The organism is Pseudomonas sp. R3-56, from assembly GCF_051132075.1.
Classification (GTDB): Bacteria; Pseudomonadota; Gammaproteobacteria; order Pseudomonadales; family Pseudomonadaceae; genus Aquipseudomonas.
In genome coordinates, this window is sequence record NZ_CP071657.1 from 2525934 (window position 1) to 2549370 (window position 23437).

21 protein-coding genes are annotated in these 23437 nt (G+C 61.5%); 6 read left to right on the top strand and 15 right to left on the bottom strand.

Going from position 1 to position 23437, the window contains the following annotated elements:
• The first annotated feature begins 78 nt into the window (after positions 1-78).
• The 6 genes from J3P96_RS11520 to J3P96_RS11545 all read left to right on the top strand — a co-directional run bounded on the left by J3P96_RS11520 (position 79) and on the right by J3P96_RS11545 (position 2722).
• On the top strand, positions 79-375 hold the full coding sequence (locus J3P96_RS11520; RefSeq protein WP_305500466.1) for a DUF5629 family protein: 297 nt from the start codon (positions 79-81) through the stop codon (positions 373-375).
• Positions 362-1537, top strand: a complete 1176-nt coding sequence (locus J3P96_RS11525; protein ID WP_434657178.1) for a lactonase family protein — start codon at positions 362-364, stop codon at positions 1535-1537. The genes J3P96_RS11520 and J3P96_RS11525 overlap by 14 nt, the downstream gene beginning before the upstream one ends.
• 156 nt (positions 1538-1693) lie before the next feature.
• Positions 1694-1873 (top strand): hypothetical protein, encoded by a 180-nt coding sequence (locus J3P96_RS11530; protein WP_018611529.1) that lies wholly within the window; start codon positions 1694-1696, stop codon positions 1871-1873.
• Positions 1874-2042: 169 nt separating this feature from the next.
• Entirely contained in the window at positions 2043-2168 is a 126-nt protein-coding gene (locus tag J3P96_RS11535; protein ID WP_305500469.1) for a hypothetical protein, read from the top strand.
• 114 nt (positions 2169-2282) lie between these two features.
• On the top strand, positions 2283-2468 hold the full coding sequence (locus tag J3P96_RS11540; RefSeq protein ID WP_434573635.1) for a hypothetical protein: 186 nt from the start codon (positions 2283-2285) through the stop codon (positions 2466-2468).
• A complete protein-coding gene (locus J3P96_RS11545) occupies positions 2465-2722 on the top strand; it encodes a hypothetical protein (protein WP_434657181.1) in 258 nt (85 codons plus the stop codon). The genes J3P96_RS11540 and J3P96_RS11545 overlap by 4 nt, the downstream gene beginning before the upstream one ends.
• Before the next feature lie 149 nt (positions 2723-2871).
• Here J3P96_RS11545 and J3P96_RS11550 read toward each other — a convergent pair whose 3' ends face one another.
• From J3P96_RS11550 to J3P96_RS11620, 15 genes are all read right to left on the bottom strand, one after another.
• On the bottom strand, positions 2872-3474 hold the full coding sequence (locus J3P96_RS11550; RefSeq protein WP_434657183.1) for a glutathione S-transferase: 603 nt from the start codon (positions 3472-3474) through the stop codon (positions 2872-2874).
• Positions 3471-7112 carry an AAA family ATPase gene (locus tag J3P96_RS11555; RefSeq protein WP_434657185.1) on the bottom strand — a complete coding sequence of 1214 codons (3642 nt, stop codon included), beginning with the start codon at positions 7110-7112 and terminating at the stop codon, positions 3471-3473. Before J3P96_RS11555 ends, J3P96_RS11550 begins: the two co-directional genes overlap by 4 nt.
• Positions 7109-8353: an exonuclease SbcCD subunit D C-terminal domain-containing protein gene (locus tag J3P96_RS11560; RefSeq protein ID WP_434657187.1), complete on the bottom strand. Its 1245-nt coding sequence runs from the start codon at positions 8351-8353 to the stop codon at positions 7109-7111. The genes J3P96_RS11555 and J3P96_RS11560 overlap by 4 nt, the downstream gene beginning before the upstream one ends.
• A 173-nt stretch (positions 8354-8526) precedes the next feature.
• Complete coding sequence (locus J3P96_RS11565) at positions 8527-10164, bottom strand: BatD family protein (protein WP_434657189.1); 1638 nt, start codon at positions 10162-10164, stop codon at positions 8527-8529.
• The gene (locus J3P96_RS11570; protein WP_434657191.1) at positions 10161-11894 is read right to left on the bottom strand and encodes a tetratricopeptide repeat protein; all 1734 of its coding nucleotides are present in this window, start codon (positions 11892-11894) and stop codon (positions 10161-10163) included. Before J3P96_RS11570 ends, J3P96_RS11565 begins: the two co-directional genes overlap by 4 nt.
• Entirely contained in the window at positions 11891-12970 is a 1080-nt protein-coding gene (locus J3P96_RS11575) for a vWA domain-containing protein (RefSeq protein ID WP_434657193.1), read from the bottom strand. Before J3P96_RS11575 ends, J3P96_RS11570 begins: the two co-directional genes overlap by 4 nt.
• The gene (locus J3P96_RS11580; RefSeq protein WP_434657195.1) at positions 12963-13457 is read right to left on the bottom strand and encodes a DUF4381 domain-containing protein; all 495 of its coding nucleotides are present in this window, start codon (positions 13455-13457) and stop codon (positions 12963-12965) included. The genes J3P96_RS11575 and J3P96_RS11580 overlap by 8 nt, the downstream gene beginning before the upstream one ends.
• On the bottom strand, positions 13454-14398 hold the full coding sequence (locus tag J3P96_RS11585) for a DUF58 domain-containing protein (protein ID WP_434657197.1): 945 nt from the start codon (positions 14396-14398) through the stop codon (positions 13454-13456). Before J3P96_RS11585 ends, J3P96_RS11580 begins: the two co-directional genes overlap by 4 nt.
• Before the next feature lie 9 nt (positions 14399-14407).
• Positions 14408-15367: an AAA family ATPase gene (locus J3P96_RS11590; protein ID WP_039589986.1), complete on the bottom strand. Its 960-nt coding sequence runs from the start codon at positions 15365-15367 to the stop codon at positions 14408-14410.
• A 332-nt stretch (positions 15368-15699) separates the two neighbouring features.
• Entirely contained in the window at positions 15700-17406 is a 1707-nt protein-coding gene (locus J3P96_RS11595; protein WP_434657199.1) for an ATP-binding cassette domain-containing protein, read from the bottom strand.
• Between the two features lie 44 nt (positions 17407-17450).
• A complete protein-coding gene (locus tag J3P96_RS11600) occupies positions 17451-18620 on the bottom strand; it encodes a YcaO-like family protein (protein ID WP_434657202.1) in 1170 nt (389 codons plus the stop codon).
• A gap of 553 nt (positions 18621-19173) precedes the next feature.
• The gene (locus J3P96_RS11605) at positions 19174-20151 is read right to left on the bottom strand and encodes a 2-hydroxyacid dehydrogenase (RefSeq protein ID WP_434657204.1); all 978 of its coding nucleotides are present in this window, start codon (positions 20149-20151) and stop codon (positions 19174-19176) included.
• Positions 20152-20163: 12 nt separating this feature from the next.
• Complete coding sequence (locus tag J3P96_RS11610) at positions 20164-21462, bottom strand: MFS transporter (RefSeq protein WP_434657206.1); 1299 nt, start codon at positions 21460-21462, stop codon at positions 20164-20166.
• A gap of 83 nt (positions 21463-21545) precedes the next feature.
• Positions 21546-22526 (bottom strand): sugar kinase, encoded by a 981-nt coding sequence (locus tag J3P96_RS11615; protein WP_434657209.1) that lies wholly within the window; start codon positions 22524-22526, stop codon positions 21546-21548.
• Positions 22519-23301, bottom strand: coding sequence for a sugar phosphate isomerase/epimerase family protein (locus J3P96_RS11620; protein ID WP_434657212.1), 783 nt, complete (start codon positions 23299-23301; stop codon positions 22519-22521). Before J3P96_RS11620 ends, J3P96_RS11615 begins: the two co-directional genes overlap by 8 nt.
• Positions 23302-23437: the final 136 nt, after the last annotated feature.

Genomic DNA, 23437 nt, shown 5'->3' on the forward strand with positions numbered 1-23437 from the left:
GCTTTCGAACCTTATGGCCCAAGCTCCACTCTGACATTGGGTTATCATGCCGCTTTTCCCAATGACTGACTGATCGCTATGACTGCCCCGACCGACACTCTGCTGCACGCCCTCGAACACTGCGACATGCTGATCATCGACGGGCTGCACGCTTTCGATTTTTCCCTCGACGAGCAGGACCAACTGCACGTCGAATGCATGAACGGCCGCACCCTCGAGCATTGGCGTTTCACGCCGGCACAGATGCAGGCCGCGACTTTCGACACAGCCTCGAAACATTGGGTCATCACCAGTGATTCGGGCGATCACCATCTGGAATGCGTGGAGGCGACCAGCGGCCACGACGACGAGGACTCCGAGCATGAAGATGCGTAGTTTCTGGCCATTGCTGATGGCCGGCAGCGTGGGCGCCATGGGCGTCCAGGCAGAAACCACCGAGCACTATCAATTGCTGGTGGGCTCCTACACGGCGGACCAGAGCCAGGGCATCTACCGCATGCAGTTCGACAGCCGGACCGGCCAGCTCGACGCCAAGCCACTGCAGGTGATCAAGACGGACAACCCCTCTTGGTTGACCCTTTCCAAGGACCTGAGCCGGCTGTTCGTGGTCAACGAAAACGGCCCGGGCCAGAAAGACCCGGTGGGCAAGGTCAGCAGTTACGCCGTTAACCCCAAGACCCATGAACTGAGCCTGATCAATCAGGTCCAGTCCCTGGGCAACGAGCCGACTCATTCCAGCCTGAGCCATGACGGCCAGCATCTGCTGGTGAGTAATTATTCCGTTCTGGAGAACCCGGGCGGTACCTTGGTCGTGCTGCCAGTGGGGGCGGACGGCAAGCTCGCGCCGGTGGTGCAGTCGGGCAGTCATCAGCCGAGTCGGGTCAACCCTGAGCGGCAGAAGTCGGGGCATGTGCATTCGGCGGTGCCTTCGCCGGACGGCAAGTATGTGTTTGCCAACGACCTGGGGGCGGACAAGGTATTCGTCTACCGCTACGACCCGAAAGCCAACCCCGAGCTGCCGCTGACGCCTGCCGATCCGGCATTCGTGCAGTTGCCGCCGGGCAGCGGGCCGCGTCACCTGCTGTTCAGCAACGATGGCAAGCACGCCTGGCTGACCATGGAGATGACCGCCCAGGTTGCGGTGTTCGATTACCAGGATGGTCGCCTTACCCAGCGTCAACTGGTCGACCTCGCCGTCGGCAAGCCCCAGCCGGGTAAAGCGGCGGCAGCGCTGCATGCGTCCAGGGACGGCAAGTTCCTGTACGTCAGCAATCGGGGCACCACCAACGAACTGGTGGTATTTGCCATCGACCCGGCGGCTGGCACGCTGAAAGAGCTTCAGCGGCGCTCTGTCGAGGGCGACCACCCTCGGGAATTCAGCCTCGACCCGAGTGAAAAATTTGTCCTGGTGGCCAACCAGAAGAGCAACCAGATCGTCGTCATCGAGCGTGATCCGAAGACCGGCCTGCTGGGTAAAACCGTCCAGAAGCTGGCGATGGATGCGCCGAGCGACTTGAAATTCATGGTTCGTCAATAAGCTGAAGGCCCCGATTCACGGGGCCTTCGCCGTTGTATCAACGAGACTGATAGTCGCTAGTATTACAAAGCATTTCAAGACGAGACGCCTCGGCGCGTAAGTTTGCTTCACGGCCCCACCGGGCAAATCAGCAAACTGAATCCGAGGACTACCGCCATGAATCTGAATCTCTTCTCCGTTATTGCCGCTTCCGCTATCTCTGCCACCGTGGCATTGCCAGCCAGTGCCAGCATCGAAATCAGCGACAAGAAAAACCGCACCCAGAGCTACACCGAGAAATACCTGCAACAGAGCGCCAACTTCTACGCCGCACTGGATCACAAGACCCAACACTGAATCACGCTGACCCCTGAAGCCTGCGATCTTTCATTTCCTGCTGGATGCCAGCGGAGAGAAAAGATCGCAGGCTTCGTGCGTGGGCAGAAAATCCCGTTGTGATATCACATAGCCATGTGTTTAAATTTGACGCTAGTTAATTGACTCCTTACCAATAAGGATCGACACCATGGCGATGCGTCTGGCAGTGATGCTGCTGTTTCTCTACTCCACTCCGATTGTCTCGGCGGCCCAGCCAATTCCCGGAGAGCTGGAAGTGGCTCGCGAGCGATTGTTGAGCTTGGTCAACGACTGATTTCAGGGTTTCATCAATCAATAAACCTGATGGTGACTATGCATAATCGTCGCTATTCATAACGGTTTATTTGATTGATTCTGTGGGCATCGAAACATGCCCACGGAGAACCCCATGGCCCGCGCAATCCTTTCTTCCGCCAGACACGGCGCTTACATCGCCATCGGCCTGTACGTCGCATTGGTGCTGGTGGTCAGCGTCGGCGCCCAATACCAAGGCTTCGTTGATTCGTCGCTGCATGCGTCGGTTGCCACTGTCGCCGCCGAACGCGGCGCAGGCAAAGGGGCTGTCGGCGCATGAGCAGATGCAGGTTCTGGGTGATTGCCTTCCTGGCGTTTATCACCAACGGGTTTTCGTTGCTTGGATTGGGGCAGGCGTCGGCGGGGTCGTTGGCGCGGACGATCGAGTGCAACCACAACATCGCCCATAACATCCTCACCGCCAGGGCATTGGGCGTATTGGTGGGTAATCCGCCGTCGACGCCGAGGGTGGCTGAGTTTGGGCCGTTTCAGGTTGATTGCGATCAGGGGCGTGCTTGTGGCGCAGTAGTATGAGGTCTTTGTGGCGAGGGGATTTATCCCCGCTGACTGCGAAGCAGTCCCAAATATCTGACTTTATTTACCCGAAAGACCGTTGCTGGGTTTCAGGGGGCTGCTCTGCAGCCCAGCGGGGATAAATCCCCTCGCCACAACGGCGACGTAGCTCACTTGGCCATGATCGCTACGAACAGCTCGGAATCCAGGAGTTTCTGCAACCAACCTTGCAATCGCGGATAGGGCGCCTCGGCAAACCAGTCGCGATCGACATGGGCGAACTGGCGTACGAAGGGCATCACCGCCACGTCGGCCAGGCTCTGATGTTCGGCCGCCAGGAACGGCCGGGTTTCAAGCAGTCCTTCCAGTTTGCGCAGAAAAACTTCGCCTTCGCTGCGGTAGTGTTCCTGCGTGTATTCGGGATGCCGCTCCGGGTATTTGTAGCGGTTCAGGTGAAGCTTGAATACCAGGTCGTTTTCCTCGATCAACGCTGCCGTCAACGCCTGGGCCTTGGCATCGTCCCGTAGCTGCCAGTCCTGCGGATCGTGTTGGGCCAAGGCCCAGTTGATGATCTCCAGGCTTTCGTCGATCACCCGGCCATCGACCTGCAACACCGGCACCGTGCCTTTGCTCGAGAGCGCAAGCATCTCGGCGGGCTTGGCCTTCAGGCTGACTTCGATGATCGTCAGTTCGACCGCGCTGTAACGCAACGCCATGCGTGCGCGCATGGCATAGGGGCAGCGACGGAAGGAGTACAGCGTGGCGCGGCTCATTTCACCTCCAGCGTGCTAAGCCCATTGCCCTGGCGACGGACCTGGATCTGCACCGGGATCCGCTCGTGCATTTCCTGCACATGGGAGATGACCGCGACCTTGCGGCCCTGGGCCTGCAAGCCATCTAGGGCGTCCATCGCCAGTTGCAGCGATTCGGGGTCGAGGCTGCCGAAGCCTTCGTCGATGAACAACGATTCGATTCTCAGCGTGCTGGACGCCATCGAAGCCAGGCCCAGCGCCAGGGCAAGGGAGACCAGGAAGGTCTCGCCGCCGGACAACGAATGCACCGAGCGCAGTTCATCGCCCATTTCCGTGTCCATCACCAGCAGGCCAAGCATGCTGCCGCCGCGCTTGAGCCGGTAACGGCGAACCAGTTGGCGCAACTGGGCGTTGGCATGGTGGACCAGCAAGTCGAGGTTGTACGCCTGGGCCAGTTTGCGGAAGCGGTCGCCGGTGGCCGAGCCAATCAAGGCGTCGAGGCGCGCCCAGCGCTGGTATTCGGTATAGGCCTGCTCGATCTGCCGAGCCAGGGCCTGGTTGGCATGCTGCCGACGTTGGTCTTCAGCCTGTTCGGCCCGCAACTCGGCGCAGCGCTGTTCGCTGGCGGCGAACTGATCCTGCAGTACCGCCAGGGCTTGGGTCAGTTCTTCAGGCGGCAGGTTGCCGTTGTGTTGGGCCTGGTGGTTGTGCAAGCGCTGCTCGCGTTCGGTGAGCAGTACGCGGGCCTGCTCGATGGCTTTTTCGCTGGTGAGCAGGCGTTGCCGCAGTTGACTGACCTGTTGCTCGTCGAGGCCGAGCAGGGCATCGAGCGCGGTGTCGTCGAGTTCCGGATGAGAAGCGCGCCATTGGGCGATGCCGGCGGCGAGCGTCTGCTGTTCGGCCTCAAGCGACTGGGCCTGCTCATGCCGGGCCTGGAGCTCGGCAGCCAGTTGCACAAGGGTATTGCGCAACTCCTGTAACTGCTGACCGGCCGCTGCCTCGGCATGGCGGGCCTGTTCCAGGGCCTGGTCGAGCTGTTGCTGCCATTGTTCGGCACTGGAATGTTCGCCCAGCAGTTGCGTGAGCTTTTGTTGGCAGGTCTGCTGTTGTTCATTCAGTGCGTTGAATTGCTGCTGCGCCGCTTCGAGTTGCTGCACGCGGGTCTGCTGGCGGTCCTGCTCTTTCTCCAGGACCTGCTGGCGTTGAAGTTGTTCGCCAAGTTCTTCGCGTTGCTGTTCCAGTTGCGCCAGGCGCTGGGTGATCCGCTGGTCGAGTCGCATGAACGTCGCGGCGGGATCGCTGCGCAGGGCCTGCAAGGTATCGGCCGGCAGCAGCGCACTGAAATGCCCGAGCTCTTCGTCCAGGCGCTGGCGGTCGCGAGCCATTTCCTGTTGCTGGTTGCCCAGGTGCAGTGACGCCTGCTGGCTGGCGGTTTCCGCTTCGCGCAGTTGCTGCGCCAGGCGCATGGCGTCCTGTTGCAGGGTGAGCAGGGCGGCCTGGCGTTGTTCGTCCTGGCTGATGCGCAGGTTCAACTGGCTGTTTTGCTGGGCCAGCCAGGCGTCGCGCTGGCCTGGAGCCTGACCCAGCAGTTGCTCCGACAATGGATGGGCTTCGAGGCTTGGCGCGAGGCCTTGTTGCTGGGCGGCGAGTTGTTCCTGTTGCTGTTTGAATTCCTTGAGCTGGGCAATGACCCCACTGTATTGCGCTCGCAGATCGATGACTTTTTCATTGAGCAGGTCAACGGCTCTGCGCGCATTGGCCTCTTCGCTTTCATCGAATCGGCCGAGGCTTTGCAGCAGCGCTTCGGGCTGATGGTAGGGGTGTTCGACGCTGCCGCAGACCGGGCACGGCTGGTTGTCCTGCAACTGTTCGCGCAGTTGCTCGACGCTTTCGCTGCGAGCCAGGCGCTGGCGTTCCAGCAGTTCACGGGTGACAGTCAGGGTCTGTTCGGCAATGGTCAGCTCGGCCTTGGCTTCGCCGCCTTCGCGCACCAGCCGGTCGCGCTCTTGCAAGGCTTGCTGCTGGCGTCGCTCCAGCTCCGCGCTGCGTTTGTCCAGGTCTTGCTGGCTGGCCCAAAGCCGAGTCAGTTCTTCGAAGGCGCGCAGTTGCTTGCGATTGTCTTGCAGCAGGTTGCCGAGCAACTGGATCTGTTCCGCCACCGCTTGCGGTTCGGCCCCGGCTTCCTTGTAGAGCACTTCGAGGTTTTGCTGGCGGGTTGCCAGGTCATCGGCGGCGCGAGTGGCGCTTTGTTCCAGCAGCGCGAGTTCGTCCTGGCCCTTGTTCAGCCGGTTGCCGATCAACATCAACTGTTGCAGGCGATCGCGGTAGGCGGACCAGGCGTCGCCCAGCGGTGCGAGATCGGTACTTTGTTCCAGTTCGCCGGCGATCCGTTGCAGGCGCTCACCAACCTGCCGTTGCTGTTCGAGCAGGGTGTCGATGCTGCGCTGGCCGTCGGTGCAAGCCTGTTGGACCTGTTGCAACTGTTCGGTACCTTGGCCGGTTTCCTTGGCCAGGCGGGCGAGGCTGCTCTGTTCATCGAATGCCTGGCGTAGCAGCGGTGCGTTGTCGGCGCTCTGCTGGCGGGCGGCGGCCAAGGCCAATTGCGCCACGCCCAGGCCTTTCTCCAGTTCGGCCTGTTGTTCATGCAATTCGACTTGCTGCTGGGTCAGTTGCTGGATCCTGACTGCCAGCGGCTCCAGCTGGCGGTTCAATTCCGCCTGGCGGATGAACTGGTGCCGCTGGGGCGCCAGTTGTTCCAGGCGTGTCAGTTTCAGGCGCTCGTCGGCCAGCGCAGCCCAATCGGCCTGGGCCTGTTGCAGTTGTTCAGCGGCGCTGGCCTGTTCGTCCTGCAACTGGCGCAGGTCCCTGAGCCAAGTGTGCTGCTGTTCCAATTGCTTGAGCTGTGCCTGCTGGGTCTTGAGCAGTTGCTGGGCGTCGTTGAAGCGTTGGTCCAGCTCGGCGCGGGCTTCGGCGGCCAGCGGCGTGACGCCGGTGGCCTGGTCCTGCAACTGCTTGTGGGTTTCCCTGGCCTGCTTGGCCTTGTCGAAGGCGCGGCGGCCCAGACGCGTATACAGGGCCGTGTCGGTGAGCTTTTCCAGCAGCTCGCTGCGGTCGTTGTCGTCGGCCTTGAGAAAGGCGCTGAACTCGCTCTGGGCCAGCAGCACGGCGCGGGTGAACTGCTCGAAATTCAGGCCCAAGGCGGTTTCGAGCTGGGTCTTGTATTCGCCTTTCTGGCTGGCCAGCAGTTGGTCATTGTCCAGGTCGCGCAGGCTCTGGCGGCTGGCCTGCAATTTGCCGCCGGCCTTTTCCCGGGCGCGATTGGCCTCCCAGCGAGCGCGGTAGCGGCGCCCGTCGATACCGCGAAAATCCACTTCGGCATAACCGTCGCCGGTGCCACGGCGCAGCAGCGTGCGCGGATCGCCCGTGGCGATCTCGCCGTCGGCGTCCGGCACCTTGGCGTCACGACCGGTGTTGTTCAGGCGCGGCACCGCACCAAAAAGCGCCAGGCACAAGGCATCCAGCAGCGTGCTCTTGCCGGCGCCGGTGGGGCCGGTGATGGCGAACAAGCCGGCGCTGGCCAACGGCTCGGCGGTGAAATCGATTTCAAACGGCCCGGCGAGGGAGGCGAGGTTCTTCAGGCGAATCGCGAGGATCTTCATGGCTGCTCGCTCTCCATCTGCACGTCTTGCAACAGCACGGCAAAATCCTTGAGGGTCTGTTCGTCCACTTCGTTGCCGTAGGTGTCCTGCCAGGCACGGCTGAACAATTCCTGCGGGCTCAACTGGTCCAGTTCGACCAGCGCGGTGCCATCCTCGACACCGCTGGAGCCGCCAGTGCCGGCGTACTCGGCGGCGATGCGCACCAGGCGCACGGCTTTGCCTTGCAGCGCCGTCTCCACTTGATGGCGCAAGTCGGGCTGCGGCTCGTCGAGGCGCACTCGAACCTCCAGCCAGGGCTGGCGCTGCACGTCCGCCAGCAGGTCGATGTCCGGCAGGTCTTTCAGTTGCAGCAGAATATCGGCCAGCGGCGCCGGGCCCAGGCGCTGCAGGTTGACGGCGCGGGGAATCAGCCGGGGTTCGACGTTCACCAGGGTTTCGCCGTCCAGGGTGACGTCGAGGATCTGGTGCCGATAGCCGATCTCGGAGAACGACAGCGGGATCGGCGAGCCGCTGTAGCGGATGCGCTCTTCACCATTGACCTTCTGCGGCTTGTGCAGGTGGCCGAGGGCGACGTAGCTGATGCTCGGGCCGAAGAGGCTGGCGGGCAGCGCTTCGGCATTGCCGATGATCAGGCTGCGCTCGGAGTCCTCCGATACCGAGCCGCCGGCCATGTGCGCATGGCTGACGGCGATCAGTGCCTGGCCTTTCTTGCGTTTGTCGTTGGCAGCGGCGATCAGCCATTCATGGACCTGGCCGATGCCGCGCAGGTAATCATCCCCCAACTGCGCGCCGGTGACTTCCGCCGGCCGCAGGAACGGCAGCGCCAGGCACCAGGCGCGGACCTTACCCTTGGCGTCGGGCAGTGGCAGCAACAGGCGCTCGACGTCCAGTTGTCCATCATCCAGCCACAGCACCCGACCCAGGGCATGGGTGCGCAAGCGCCGCATCAACGGTGCCGGCAGTTCGATGCGCGAGCCGGAGTCGTGGTTGCCGGCGATCATGACGATGGTCAGGTTGGCGTTTTGTTCGTGGGCGCTGACGATGAAGTCGTACAGCCGCTCCTGGGCTTTGACCGGCGGGTTGACGGTGTCGAAGATATCGCCAGCGATCAGCAGCACATCGGGCTTTTCGCTGCCCAGCTGACGCAGCAGCCAATCAAGGAAACAGGCGTGCTCGAAGTCGCGATCCTGGCCGTGGAGATTTTGCCCAAGGTGCCAGTCGGAGGTGTGAAACAGACGCAAGGCAGACTCCAGAAAACAGACGGTGGCCGCGGGAGGAGAGGCGGCGCAAAAATGCAGAGTTTACTGGGAAACGCGGGGCAGGGGCTGCCCAACTTTGTCGGATGGACCTGCGCGGCTGTTGTGGCGAGGGAGCTTGCTCCCTTGCCACAACAGCCCTGCGCAACAAAACCGGGTTATTTGGGATAGAGCGGCGGCAGGCTCGAATCACTGGCAGCGTCCGGCGTTCCTTCCAGAGGCGGAATGGTCCGGATCGCCCGCCACAGGTCTTCGCCTTGCCAATACTGACCGGTTTCGCTGTAGAGCGCGCCGTTCAAGCCATCGAGAGCGTCGGACAGTGGCACGAAACGCGCCGCCATGTCGGCCAGGGTTTCCGGTTGCTGTCGAGCCCAGGCATCCAGCGCCTGGCGGGTGGCGTGCGAGTCGTTGGCCAGGCAGGCGCGCTTGAGGTCATCCAGCAGTGTGCGTGGGCTCGGCCCGGCCTGGGCCGAGCGCAGGATCGCCGGTTGCCAGCGCGCGCGCCACCACAGGCCGAAGCCGAGCAACGTCGTGCAGGCCAGGATTAAAGTACTGAGTTGCCAGTACCAAAGGGTTTCGCTGTCGACAGTGGTGACGATCTGAGTGGTGCCTGCCGGTGTATCGACCATCAGGCTCGGGTTGTTCGCCACTTGCAGGGTCCGGGCCGGCAGGCTGGTGCGGTCCAGGTGGTCTTCCAGGGTGTTCCACCAGACCACTTCCACGGGCGGCAGCTCGATGGTGCCGCTACGATTGGGCACCAGGGCTTCGCGGTCTTCGCGGCTGCCAACCAGGCCGCGCTCGCTGCTGCGGCTGCTCAGCACCGGCTGGTCGGGGTAGCGCCGCAGGCCATTGATTTCGGTAGGCGGAAGCGGCGGTAACTGGGCGCTGGTCAAGCCTTCCGCCTCCAGGGTCAGGCTGCGGGTGAGCGAATCGCCGACCTGGCTGTGAGTCGGTTCCGGGCTCCAGCTTTCGCTCAAGGACAAGCTGCGCGCCGGCAGCCATGGGAGGTCGGCCGGGTAACTGGCGGGCTTGGGCTTGACGGTCAGTTGCAGTTGCGTGGAACTGACGCGCATCAACTGGCCGGGTTTGGCGCCCGGTGCTGCGGTGCCCTGGGCCGTGGGTTCAGCCAGCGTGGCGCTGAAGGTCTGGGCCGGGATCGCCAGTTCGCCGCTGCGCTGCGGGTAGATGCCGTAACGCAATTCGATGACGCCGTGGCGCACATCGTTGATGACTTTTTCGTAGGTGCGCGATTCGCCCAGTTGCTCGGTGCGCGCATCGGTAATGTGCAGCGGTGTCAGGCTGCTGTCGTCGTACAGCGACACCGAATGGTAGATGCGCAGCGTCAGGATGGCCTGGGCCTGCACATACACCTCGCGCTGGTCGAGGCTGGCTTCGATAAACACCGGCGCGAGGGTGCCGGAGGCGTTGCGGGTTTCGCTTTCGATCACCTGCAAAGTGATCGGCTGGCTGCTGACTTCGCCCAGTTGCAGCGGCGGGATCACCACCGTGCCGCTCTGACGCGGCAGCAGCGTGACGATCCAGCGGGTAGTGGCGCGATTTTCGCCGTCAAGGGTGGTCAACTGGTTGACCTGGCGGGTACCGCGCACATCAAACAGTGCCTGGAGCGGGCTCAGGTCAGGTTTGCCGAACAGCGTGGCATCGTTGGACTCCAGCGTCAGCTCGACGGTCTCACCGGAGTTCAGGCGACTGCGGTCCACGCTGGCAGTCAGCTGCGCGGCCTGGGACCCGGCAGCCCAGAGCAGCAAGACGAGGAGATAGGCGGTGAAGCGGGTCATTGGTGTTTTTCCTGAGCCTGGTGGCTTTGCTGTTCATACCAGAATTTTCGCCTGAGCAGTTCGCCCGGGTTGTCCGGGATCTGGCGCAGCCATTGTTCCAATGCCTGGCGCTGTTCTTCGGCATTGCGCTGGCCCGCGGCCGGGCGCAGCGGCGGGGTGGTGGTCTGCTCGTCGGGCAGTTCGCTGCCGGGCACGTCCTCGGCGCGGGTCGGTGGCGCCTGGGACGCCGGGGACTGCTCCGGCGTCGCTGGCGCCTCGGAAGAAGGCTGGCCCGGCTCGGAAGACTGATTCGGGGTATCGCTATCCGGCGATTGCTCGGTGGGCGCGGGGTCCTGGTTTTCGTCAGGCTTGGCGGTGTCCGGTGGCGCAGCCTGCTCCTTCAGCAGGCTTTCCACCAAGGCCTTGTTGGTCTGCGCCGGGCGCAGGTCCGGCTGTAATTCCAGCGCTTGCTCATAGGCATCGATCGCGGCCTCCAGTTCGCCGCTGCGGGCCAGAGCATTGCCGCGATTGTAATGCGCGCGGGCATCGTTGCCTTCAGCGAAACGCCGGGCGGCCTCGCTGTACTGGCCGGCCTCGTAGAGGGCGACACCTTGCCATTGGCTGTCCTCGAAGCGAGTGGCGGCCTCGGCCGGGCGTTTCTGCTTGAGCAGGTGCTGGCCCTGTTGATCGGGGCGCAGCCACAGGTCCTCGAATTCGAAGGCATGGCTGGTCTGCGGCAGCGCAAACAGCAGCGGCAGGCAGAACAGCCAGCCCCTACGCCCGGCGCAGGCGGCCAGCAGCAGGAGCGGCAACAGCAGCCAATAACCCTGGTCGGCCCAGGTGTCCAGGCGTAGTTTCTGGCCATCGCTGCGCAGGCGGCGCGGACCGTCCAGCAGGCCCAGGCTGCGCAGGTCGCTGTCGTCCAGGTGCGCGGGACGGTAACGGCCGTCCAGCTCATCGAGAAATGACTTGAGGCTTGGGCTGTCCAGGCGCGGCACCAGGATCGCGCCTTGGGCATCCTTCAGGTAACTGCCGTCTTCCTGGGCCACGGGCGCACCTTCACGCGTACCGATGCCGAGCATCAGCAAACGTGTGGCGGAGCCGTCGAGCCTCTGGCTTATGCCAAGGCGTTCCTGCTCGTTCAGGGATGAACCGATCAACAGGATCCGGCCGTGGCCGAGCCCGGCCTGGTCCAGCAATGCCATGGCCTTGTTGACGGCCAGGTCGGCACGGTGGCCGCCTTGCGGCATGATCGATGGCGCCAGGGCTTCGAGCAGGTTGGCGCTGGTGGCCAGGTCGTCGGACAGCGGCACCAGCGTATGAGCGCTGCCGGCATAGACGATGATTGCGGTCTGCGCGTCGCTGCGGTTCTGCAGCACGTCGAGCACTTTGCGCCGGGCCTGTTCCAGGCGCGTGGGCGGGACGTCGGTGGCGAGCATCTCTGGCGTCAGTTCGAGAATAACCACCAGCGGATCGGCGGGTTTCTGGCTGGTCTGTTCGACCCGCGTCCAGCTGGGGCCGAGCAAGGCCAGCACCACCAGCAGCCAGCCCAGCCCGAGGGCGATCCACGGCAGCTTGCTTTCGCGACCACTGCCACCGGTGAGCAGCACGGCATGGAACGCCGGCGGCAGGATCATCTGCCAGCGGCCCACGCGTTTCTGTCGGTGCCACAGTTGCCAGAGCAGCCAGCCCAACAGGGGCAGCAGCAAGATAAAAGCGGGACGCAGCCAATGCGGCCAGAGCGCGATCATCGGCGCCTCCGCAGTCGCAGGCGCTTGAGCCGCTGGCGCCATTCAGAGGTTTGCGAGGGTTGAAACAGCGGCTGGGTGAACAGGCGTTGCAAGGGGTTGTCCGGCCAGCGCTCACGAACCACCAGCAACATGCTCAACAGCAAGGCAACGGCCAGCGGCCAATGATAAAGCGCCTGGGCGGGACGGGCCTGGGTCGGCTGCTGGGTCACCGGTTCGAGTTGGTCGAGGGTGGTCTTGATCGCCAGCAACTGCTCGCCATCCTGGGCGCGGAAATACCGGCCGCCGGTGATCTGAGCGATTTCCCTGAGTGTCGCTTCGTCGAGATCCAGGCTGGGGTTGACGCCGAGAAATCCCGCCGTGCCACTTTGCTCCGGATCGGCACCCACGCCGATCGGGTAGATTTTCACGCTTTCGTCGGCAGCCAGCTGGGCGGCAGTCAGCGGGTCGATTTCGCCGCCGTTATTGGCGCCATCGGTCACCAGGATCAGCACGCGGCTGTTGGCCGGGCGTTGCCGCAGGCGTTTGAGGGCCAGGCCAATCGCATCGCCGATCGCCGTGTTCTTGCCGGCGATGCCGATGCGCGCCTCGTCGAGCCAGTGGCGTACGGTGCGGCGATCGAAGGTCAGCGGCGCCTGCAGGTAGGCCTGGCTGCCAAACAGAATCAGGCCGACCCGGTCACCTTCCCGACCTTCGAGAAAATCCCCGAGCATGTGCTGGACCAGCGCCAGGCGACTGATGTCCTCGTCTTTCCACTGCATGTCAGGAAAATCCATGGACCCGGAGACATCCACCGCCACCAGCAGGTCGCGACCGCTGGCGGCAATCGGCAACGGCTCGCCCAGCCACTGCGGGCGGGCTGCGGCGATCAGCAGCAACAACCAAAGCAGGATGAAAGGCGCCTGCTGGCGCCATGTCGGCAGATTGGCCCGGGCCCGGCGCCCGACCAGCCCTTCGAGGTCTTCGAGGAAACTCACTTTGAGTGCCGGTTCGCCACTGTCCGCCGCGGGCAGCACCATGCGCATCAGCCAGGGCAGCGGCAGCAGGATGAAAATCCACGGCCAGGCGAACTCAAACATGTTTGCGAATCCACGTCTCGACCGCTTGCGTCAGGCCGGCGATGGCTTTGTCGTCAAGCTTGCATTCGGGCTTGTAGGCACCTTCTACAAGGATCATCCAGCGGGTCAGACCGGCGGCCGGGCAGCGGTTGTCGAGGAAGGCCAGCCATTTGCGCCCGTTGAGAGTATGGCTCTGGCTGTAGGGATAATGGTTGCGGCACAGGCGCTTGAGCAGCCCGTTGAGTTGTTGCAGCCAGGCCCCGGCCGGCGCGCCGTCGTAGGGTTTGGGTAACAACGCCAGCTCGGCCAGCGCGGCCAGGCGCACCGGATCCAGGGGTTGTTCGGCGCGGTCGTGGGTGCGCTTGGCGGGAATGAAACGGCGCAACTGCCACAAGCCCAGGCCCAGCAATGGCAATAACACCAACAACATCCACCAGCCCGGCGCGGGCGGCCAGAAACCGATGGGCGGCGGCGCCATCAGCGGTTGCAGCTGATCAAGGCTGCTCATCGGGTTTTTCCTGGGCGCTTGGGGTTCAGGTACTCGCGCAGTTGTTCAACCATGTCGCCTTGAGTGCTCAAGGGCAGCATCAGGATCCGCAGCTTTTGCGCCAGCAGTTCCCAGCGCTCCAGGCGCGCCTCGGCCTGGGCGCGGTAGGTCTGGCGCAGTTCCAGGTTCAGCGTGTCGAGCTCCAATTGCTCACCGCGCTGGGCAAACCGCAGCAGGCCGGCGGCGGGCAGGGCGTGGTCCAGCGGGTCGGACAGCGGCAGCAGCAACAGGTCGCAATGACGCGACAGCAGGCTCAACTGCTGCTCGGCGCCGTCGGAGAGGGCGCGCTCGTCACAGATCACGATCGCCAGGCTGCCGGGCCGCAGGACTTCCCGGGCCCGGCGCAAGGCGACACCGAAGGAATCGCGGTCCGACTCGCCTTCGGTGTGCAACGACTGATTGACGCGCACCAGGCGGTTGAGCAGTTGCAGCAGGCTTTGTTTGCTGCGCCGAGGCTTGACCTCGTAGTGGCTGTTATTGCCGAACACCAGGCCGCCGACCCGGTCATTGTGCCCCAGCGCGGCCCAGCCGATCAGGCTGGCGGCCTGGGCGGCGAGTACCGACTTGAAGACCTGCCCGGAACCGAAGAACAGGCGGTGGCTTTGCTCGATCATGATGAAGATCGGCCGTTCGCGTTCTTCATGGAACAGTTTGGTGTGGGGCTCCTGGGTTCGGGCGGTGACGCGCCAGTCGATGGTCCTCACGTCGTCGCCGGCCTGGTAGACCCGCACCTGATCGAAGTCCACTCCGCGCCCGCGCAGCTTGGAATGGTGCAAGCCGATCAGCGGGCTGCGCTGGCCAGGGGTGGAGAACAACTGCACTTCGCGCACGCGATGGCGCATCTCGATCAGCTCCGAGAGGCTGACGCGGATGCCCGGGACGGGCGCCAGTGGGTTATTCATGATTCATGCTCAAGCGACAGCGACGACGTCGAGAATCCGCTGCACGACCCGGTCCTGGTCGATGCCGGCGGCTTCGGCTTCGAACGACAGGATGATGCGATGGCGCAGCACGTCGAACAGCACGGCCTGGATGTCTTCCGGGCTGACGAAGTCGCGTCCGGCCAGCCAGGCGTGGGCCCGGGCGCAGCGGTCCAGGGCAATCGAGCCCCGCGGGCTGGCGCCGTAGGCGATCCACTCGGCCATCTCCGGGTCGAACTTGGCCGGGTTGCGAGTGGCCATGATCAGTTGCACCAGGTACTCCTCCACGGCGTCGGCCATGTACAGCCCGAGGATCTCCTTGCGCGCCGAAAAAATTGCCTGCTGGCTGACGCGACGTTCAGGCTTGGTTTCGCCATTCAACGCCTCACCGCGTGCCTGCTGCAGGATCCGGCGCTCGACCGCCGCGTCCGGAAACCCGATCTTGACGTGCATCAGGAACCGGTCGAGCTGGGCTTCGGGCAGCGGGTAGGTGCCTTCCTGCTCGATCGGGTTCTGCGTGGCCATCACCAGGAACAGTGGCGACAGCTCATAAGTACTGCGCCCGACGCTGACCTGCCGCTCGGCCATCGCTTCGAGAAGGGCCGACTGGACCTTGGCCGGGGCACGGTTGATTTCGTCCGCCAGCACCAGGTTGTGGAAGATCGGCCCTTGCTGGAACACGAAGCTGCCGGTTTCCGGGCGATAGATCTCGGTGCCGGTGATGTCGGCGGGCAACAGGTCGGGGGTGAACTGGATGCGATGGAACTGCGCTTCGATGCCCTCGGCCAGCTCTTTGATCGCCTTGGTCTTGGCCAGCCCGGGCGCGCCTTCCACCAGCATGTGGCCGTCGGCGAGCAGGGCGATGAGCAGGCGCTCGATGAGTTTTTCCTGGCCGAGGATCTGCGTTGAAAGAAAGGTTCGCAGCGCCAGCAGCGCTTCACGATGTTCCATCGGTGACTGTTCCTGGATAGGGTGGCCCAGGCGTTCCGATAACGCCGGGGCTGGGGGCGATACTTTAATGCATGGCGGGGGGTGGCGACTAACGGGATTTTGATGGAGCGTGCGGATTTGTGATCGGCTTCGGTCTGGTGTGGAAACAACTGCCCTGGATGGTTTATTCAGCCGACCTGTTTGTCGCGGCATACTCCGATCCCACTGTGGGAGCGAGCCTGCTCGCGAAGACGGCCGACCATTCAGCCTCCATGTCGCCTGAACCACCGCTAATACGAGGGAGCCGAGCTTCTAGAGAAAGCTGGAGTTCAGGTCTATTTCCCGTATTTCGGCTAGGGTCCGGTCTTGATGTCATCAAGCAACAATTTGATTGCTGGCCTGTTGACCAGCTCCCGCCAGTGTCCGTCGTCAACGATCGCACCGTTGTGCAGGACAATCACCCGATCAAAGCGCAACAGATGATCAAGATCATGGGTGACACAGATCAACCCGCGTTTTGAGAAAATATCAAACAGCAGGTCCCATAAGGCATTGGTCAGCCCGGGCTCGATTGATGCACTAGGCTCGTCGAACAAGTTGAATCGTCCAGGCTTGTTGATAAGACGCAGCAGCGACAGACGCTTGGCTTCACCTCCGGAAATATTCGATGCGTGCTCACCGATGGTCCGGTCAGAAACGATTGTTTGAAGCTGCAGTCGCCGTATTGCCCGGTCGAGGCGAGGCGACGATTTAGCGCCGAATAGAACGGAGCGTTCAAAGCGACCTTCCAAAAAACGCGGTTGTTGAGGGCAGTACCTCAACGCATTCAAATGAACGCGAGGGTTCAATAGGGAAATCGGGGTGCCATCGATACTGAGCTGACTTCGCGTTTCCAGGTCCAGACCGGCAAGAACTTCCAATAACGTAGACTTGCCTGCACCGCTCTGACCGATGATTGCCACTGATTGATTCTGAATGAAAGTCAGCGCTTGCGTAATCGACAGGCGTACGTCGTCGTTTTCGGTGAGTCCGCATGGCAGCAGAGTCAGTGTCGATGACTCCCGAAAAGAGACCTCCGATTTCCGATCGCAATGGTCAAAGTTCGGAAGCGAAAGCAGGCTCTGAAGTCGACGCTGATCGGCAAGAAACTGATCCGTTACTCGATAGCCCTCCGTCAACGCTGCGATATTCAATAAATAGCTGCCGGCGATTGAAAAAATGGCGACCAGTTGACCGACACTGATACTGGGCTGGATCGAAAGCTGATCAATAACCCCCCATCCCAGCAATCCACCCGTGGAGAGGCTAACGAACAGAATCTTGGCGGCACTCAGAAAACCACCCGAGGTTGCCGCGCCCACCGCAGCGTCGGCGTAGCCTTTAAAAGCCTCGTTTAACGGTTGTATCGCGGTGGGCTCGGCATTTTCCAGCTTTATTGCTTTGCCGGCATTGAGGGTGTTGTACAAATGAGCGCTCAATTCATCTTCCTGCTCGTTGACGGCATCAATGTGTTTTCTGCGCCATCTGATAATCCTGTGGGTAGCAGCTAGATAGATGATTCCTAAACCGGTCATTCCCGCAAAAACTTCACTGCCACCCATGTAAAAAAACGCACCGCCAACAATCAGGAATTCCAGGCACAACGGCAGTCCCACGGTGACAAAAAATGTCAATAGTTGCTCGTGAGCGTTAATCCCACGCTCGACTGATTTTATGAAGTGGCCTATTCGCCATGAGTTGAATCGAGCAAACTCCTTTCGCATCAGGTTTGTCAGCCACTCAATAGACGCGGCCATGACAGCCTGTTGAACCAGTTTTGATAGAAAATGGATTTGCAGTGGGCTGATAATCGCTTGGGCGCATCCGGCGGCGACAAGGCCCGCCGTTAGCATGAGCAATGTGTTCGCCGTTGCATCACTTTTGCCATATAACGTGTCGATGATGGTCCCTAGAAGCAGGGGCGGGGCGAGTGCTACTAACTTGAGGGTTATTATTGTTGCGATGGTCGTTAACAGAAGTGTCGTATGTTTTTTGCAGGCTGTTCTAATAAATGTTTGCATAGGGTGCGTACGACCATCTGCGGGTTGTTTAGAGGGTTCGAGGATCAGCAGTTGCGCAATATGTGTTGGGGCACTACAAGGCGCCCATTTCGAATGATGTTGAAGCGCTCTAATCCTGGGATGTAGGCTTGAGTGACGATGCTGTTGTTTGAGTAGCGCGCTACAGTTCTATGGAATATTTTCTTGCCAGAGCTTGATAGTAACTTATGTAAGGTTTCCATTTGTACTGAGACGGAGTCGGTGTGGTCATGTGACGGGCAATCAAGCTCAGGGAGCTTTAAGGTTTTAACCGGAGCCAAGTCAATCAGGTTTTTGAGCTTGTCTGAGCGTGACAGCATGCTGGAAGTTCTTCTATCCGATGATTCTTCAAAAACGTCGTACAGGTCGCTGGATTGGAATTGTTCTGTCACCGCTCTTTGAATGGCGATGCAAATGTCCAGCGAGCAGCCTGAGCCAATTGGCGAAAGGTGCTGGTCCCCTGGACCTGCTTTGGGAAATGCAACGGCAAAGTAAACGGATAATACGTCCTTCACGATAATAATCTGAAGCTCATCGGCAGACTCCATGGCGGATGCGTTGTTTAACAGCGCCTTGGCCAGCAAACCCTTCGACGGATTGTACAGTTGCATATCGGGGCCGATTCCGCATACCGCCATGAAGAAAAGGGATAACACATGTCGTTCGATTACTTCTTGAATACCATGCAGTAGCGCTTCGTTTTCTGTACAACCGAAAGCAATGCCTGAATTGGATGAGTAGCGAGACAGGAATTGTAGGGTAGGGCTAGCGTGATCGGAGATGTTTTGGGCCACCGCGGGGCATAGCAGAGCACTTGGAACGATCAGCTTTTCTTTTCTGTCCAGTGAGGTGAGGGTGAAACAGTCTATCGGCTCCTCGCTGCGGGGGAGTCCGATAAAGAACCCGTCGTGTGAAGTTGCCTCCTGAGTGACAATATCGTCGGTCTGGTGCCATGTTGATTCATTGGTTTGAAAGGTGCTGAAGTGCTCAATGCTTTCAGCCAGCGCGCCTATTAATGAGTCCGGCCCTTTGCCCGCGCCTGACTGAATGAAATTGTTGTCGCCATCAAAAATCTCCGCTGTTGCTACCAGTCTTGACGGAGTTGTATATCGTGCCTCGGCTCGGAAATCGAGCGCGTGAAGGGTGGACATGATGTTGAATAAGGCTTCGGGAGCTGTTAGTTCTCGTTCAGACATGGCAACCTCTGGTTTGCTGAGCGCCGAAAGGTATAAGCCTTTCGGCGCTGTTTAGGGCACTTTATCGATCAATGACTTAAGTTGGTCAGAGAGGCGAAAAAGTTTGCTTCAGTTACCAGAAGTCCTTTGGAAAAGCCCATGGCTTGCGGAAGGCCGTCAAAGGTATTTATTTCAGAGCGTTTACTGCCATATCGTTTTACTCCTCTGTTGATGACTCAGTGTCGCGTCGCGATCACCTGACTTGCACGGTTATGTGCAAGTGCATAATTAATAACAGTAGGCTTATGGATGGGCTAGGGTGCAACTTCCGATGCTTGCGTAGGTTTGGTCTTGGTAAGCAGTAGGACGCGCCTGTAAGAAACCGGTTTTCTGTTGAAACTGTTCTTTTTGCTTGTCCAATTCAATGGGTTGAGATGTTTACTCATTCTCAAAAGGAGAGGGTGCGAGATTAATTAGGTGATTTAGGCCTGAGCAACGCCAGTCAGTCATCAATATTCGGCATAGGTGGAACGGTGGCGAGGAAACGAGCGCCTCGCCACGTGGAAAAAACCGCTCAGCCTTTCCAAACCCCCGGATTCACCAGATTCATCGGCCGCTCACCCGCCAACGCCGCCAGCAGGTTGTCCACGGCGCAGCGCGCCATGGCCTCGCGTGTCTCGTGGGTCGCCGAGCCCATGTGCGGCGTCGCGACCACGTTGTCCATCTGCAACAGTGGCGAGTCCGGGCTCAAGGGCTCGTGTTCGAACACATCCAGCCCGGCGCCACGGATCTGCCCGCTGCGCAGGGCTTCGATCATCGCCGCTTCGTCCACGACCTTGCCCCGGGAAATATTGATGAAGATGCTTTCGGGCCGCATCCGTGCAAATGCCTGCGCATCGATAAGCCCTTGGGTCTCAGCAGTCAGGGGCAAGGTCAGGCAGATGAAATCGGCTTCGTGCAGCAGTGTATCGAGGTCGCAGTAGCGCGCATTAAAACATTGTTCCACCGCAGGCTTGGGCGAGTGACTGTGATAGAGCACCGGCATGCCAAAGCCGAAGTGGCCGCGCTGGGCCAGGGCTTCGCCAATGCGGCCCATGCCGACGATGCCCAGGGTCTTGCCATGGACATCACTGCCGAAATGCCGCGGGCCGATGCTTTGCTGCCATTGGCCGGCCCGAACCAGATTGGCCAGTTCGACGACGCGTCGGGCCGTAGCCAGGATCAAGGCGAACCCGGTATCGGCGGTGGTTTCGGTCAGTACATCCGGCGTGTTGGTGAGCAGGATCCGGCGTTCGGTCAGGTAATCGATGTCGTAATTGTCGACCCCGACCGAAACGCTGGCGATGGCCTCAAGGTCAGGCGCCAGGTCCAGCAGCGGCGCATCGAGCCTCAGGCTCGCGCCCAGCAAGCCATGCGCACTGGGCAGGGCCTCGCGCAATTGCGCAAGACCCTGGGCGTCGAGGCGTTCGATGAGGGTGACCTGGGCCTGCGCTTGCAGGCGCTCCATCAGTTGCGCTGACAGCGTTTTGTACAACACCACGTGTTTTTTCATGGGAAGCCTCATTCAGGAACGTGCTGGCGCCGGGTTTGGCGTCGCGGTTTTGGACACGACCCGGTCGCTGGCGCCGGGCTTGAGGGCTAGGGTCAGCACCACCGATAGCAGCAACGCGCCACTCATCAGCAGGAAGGACATGCCGGTGGAGCCGGTGGAGCCGTTGAGGTAACCCACCAGATACGAGCCGCCGAACGAGCCCAGCGCGCCCATGCTGTTGATCAGCGCCATGGCGCCGCCGGCGACGTTGGCCGGGAGGATTTCCGGAACGATGGCGAAAAACGGACCGTAGGGCGCGTACATGCACGCGCCGGCAAGCACCAGCAAGGCGTAGGACCACCAGAAATGTTCCGCCCCGAGCAAATAGGAGGCGTAGAAGGCGATGGAGGCGATCAGCAGCGGCGGCCAGACAAAACGCTTGCGCTTCTGCACCTTGTCCGACGCCCAGGAGACGATCAGCATGGCGATCACCGCCGCCAGATAAGGCAGCGATGACAGCCACCCGGCCTCGACCATGTTCATTTTCAGGCCGGCCTTGAGGATCGACGGCAACCACAGCACAAATCCGTAGACGCCGATGCTCCAGCAGAAAAACTGCAGGGCCAGGATGATCACCATGGGCGAGCGGAAGGCCTCGGCATAGTTTTTCACTGCCTTGATGCCGACCTGTTCGGCCGCCAGCACGGTTTCCAGGTCTTGTTTTTCCTGGTCGCTGAGCCACTTGGCCTGGGCCGGGCGATCATCGGCAAGGCGCCACCAGACAAAGGCCCAGAGCACCGCCGGCAGTCCCTCGATGATGAACATCCAGCGCCAGTCGAATTGCTCCACCAGATAGCCTGAGACCACTGACATCCACAACATGGTCACCGGGTTGCCGAGGATCAGGAAAGTGTTGGCGCGCGAGCGTTCGGCCCGGGTGAACCAGTGACACAGATAGACTAGCATCGCCGGCATCACGGCGGCTTCCACCACGCCGAGCATGAAGCGGATCACGATCAGCCAGTACGCGTTGGACACCACCCCGGTGAGGGTCGCCAGCGAGCCCCAGAGGATCAGGCTGACGAAGATCAGCTTCTTGACGCTGTGCTTTTGCGCGTAGATCGCTCCCGGCACCTGGAAGAAAAAATAGCCGAGGAAAAACAGTGCGCCGAGCAACGAGGACAGCCCCGGGGTGATCATTAGGTCCTCGGCCATGCCCGACGCGGCGGCGAAGCCATAGTTGGCGCGGTCGAGGTAGGCCAGGCTGTAGGTGATGAACACGATGGGCATGATGTACCACCAGCGGCGGGCGGCGAGATTGAGCGTTTGCATGTTGTGACTCCTGAGCTTGTTGTTTTTGTTCAGCAGGTGCGTTTGCGGTGGCTTTTTTCGCGAGCGGGCTCGCTCCCACAGGGTCAGCGGCGGCCCTTGTGGAAGCGAGCCTGCTCGCGATCGGCAGTTTCAAATTCGGCCAGTAATTCTTGGCGTGTCGGCAAGCCTTCCATGTCCCCGCGGCTCTGCACCGCGCGGCTGCCGATCCAGTTGGCGCGCTGTACCGCCTCGCTGACGTCGCGGCCTTCGAGCAATGCGCTGATCAGGCCGACGGCAAAGCCATCGCCGGCGCCCACCGTGTCCACTACTCTGGACACCGGCACGCCGGCGACAAATCCCTGGTCCAGCTGGGTGCGGTAGTAGGCGCCGTCCGGGCCAAGCTTGATCACCACGACTTCGGCACCTTGGTCCAGGTAAAAGGCAGCAATGTCGGCCGGGTCGTCAAAACCGGTCAGCAACCGACCTTCGCCGAGGCCCGGCAAGACCCAGTGGGCGAGGGCGGCATGGCGGTTGATCTCGCTGATCATCAACGCTTCGCTGGCCCACAGGCTCGGGCGCAGGTTGGGGTCGAACGACAGGCTGCGGCCGGCCTCGCGCATGCGGCTCATCAGTTCGAAGGACATCGCGCGGGCTGTGTCCGACAGCGCCGGGACGATGCCGGTAGCGTGCAGATGACGGGCGCGGAGCAGGGGCGGTGCGATGGAATCGATCGACAGGTGACTGGCCGCCGAGCCGCGACGGAAGTACTCGACCTGCGGATCGCTGCCGTCATCGGTGCGGGACTTGAACTGGAATCCGGTGGGGTGCGCCGGATCGACCGCCACGTGGCGACAATCCAGGCCTTCTTTCTCCAGCGTCTGCACCACGAAACGTCCCAGGGAATCGGCGCCGACCCGGCTGAGCCAGGCCACCTGGAAACCCAGCCGCGCCAAGCCGATGGCGACATTGCTGTCGGCCCCGGCGATGCGTTTGTGAAACTGGTCGACGCTGGCCAGGTCGCCGCTCTGGTCGGCCACCAGCATCGCCATGGTTTCGCCGAACGACAATACATCGAACTCAGGCATGAGCACTCTCCCGGCGCGATTGTCCGAGGCGGGACAGGGTGGCGACATGTTCAGCGGTCAGTTGCGCCAGGTCGTCGCCTTGCAGCGGATACTCGGCGGCGCGCATCACGCCGACGGGCATGTGCTTGAGCAATTGCTCCCAAAGGTGCAGGTCTGCCAGCGCCGGAGGCACGGCGATCAGCTTGCCGTCGTCACGTCGGGCCACGGCCTTGCAGTGCACATACGCCACATGTCGTCCGAGCTGGCGCGCCGCCACGGTGGCCGATTGGTCCTGCCACTGCCAGTTGCCAATGTCGAAGGTCATCGCGACGGGCAACCCCTGTGCTTCAACTGCCGTGAAAAAACGCTGCAGGGGTTCGATCCGTCCGCCCTGCAGGGTCTGGTCGTTTTCCACCAGCAGTTGCACCGGGCTGGTCGCCAATATTGGCGCCAGGGCCGAGAGATCATGGGAATCGGTGAAGTGGCCGAGGGACACTTTCAGCCAGGACGAGCCGAACGCCTCGCAACGTTGTAAGGCGACCAGCAGAGCGGGATTGGGCCTGGGTTGGCCGGGCAGCCAGAGTTCGAGTGGCGATGAATAGATGCTTGCCAGCCCTTGAGCCCGGGCGCCAGCAGCCAGCTCGTCGGGCTGTTCGTGGGTGAACAGTTCCTCGCGCCATTCGATGCGCGAAGCACCGGCGGCGGCCAGCAGTTCGACGAAGCTGCCTTGGCCGCGTTGGCGCACGAGGTCGGCGCCGAAGCTGGATAGGCTGATGGAAACGTGTGGTCTGGTCATTGTTGTTGTACCTCTGAAACCGGTTTCAGTTCTGTTCAAAAAAAGGGTTTTGCTTTAGGGCCTCTTTCGCGAGCAGGCTCGCTCCCACAGGGATCACCAGTGCGACGCCGATCCAGTGTGGGAGCGAGCCTGCTCG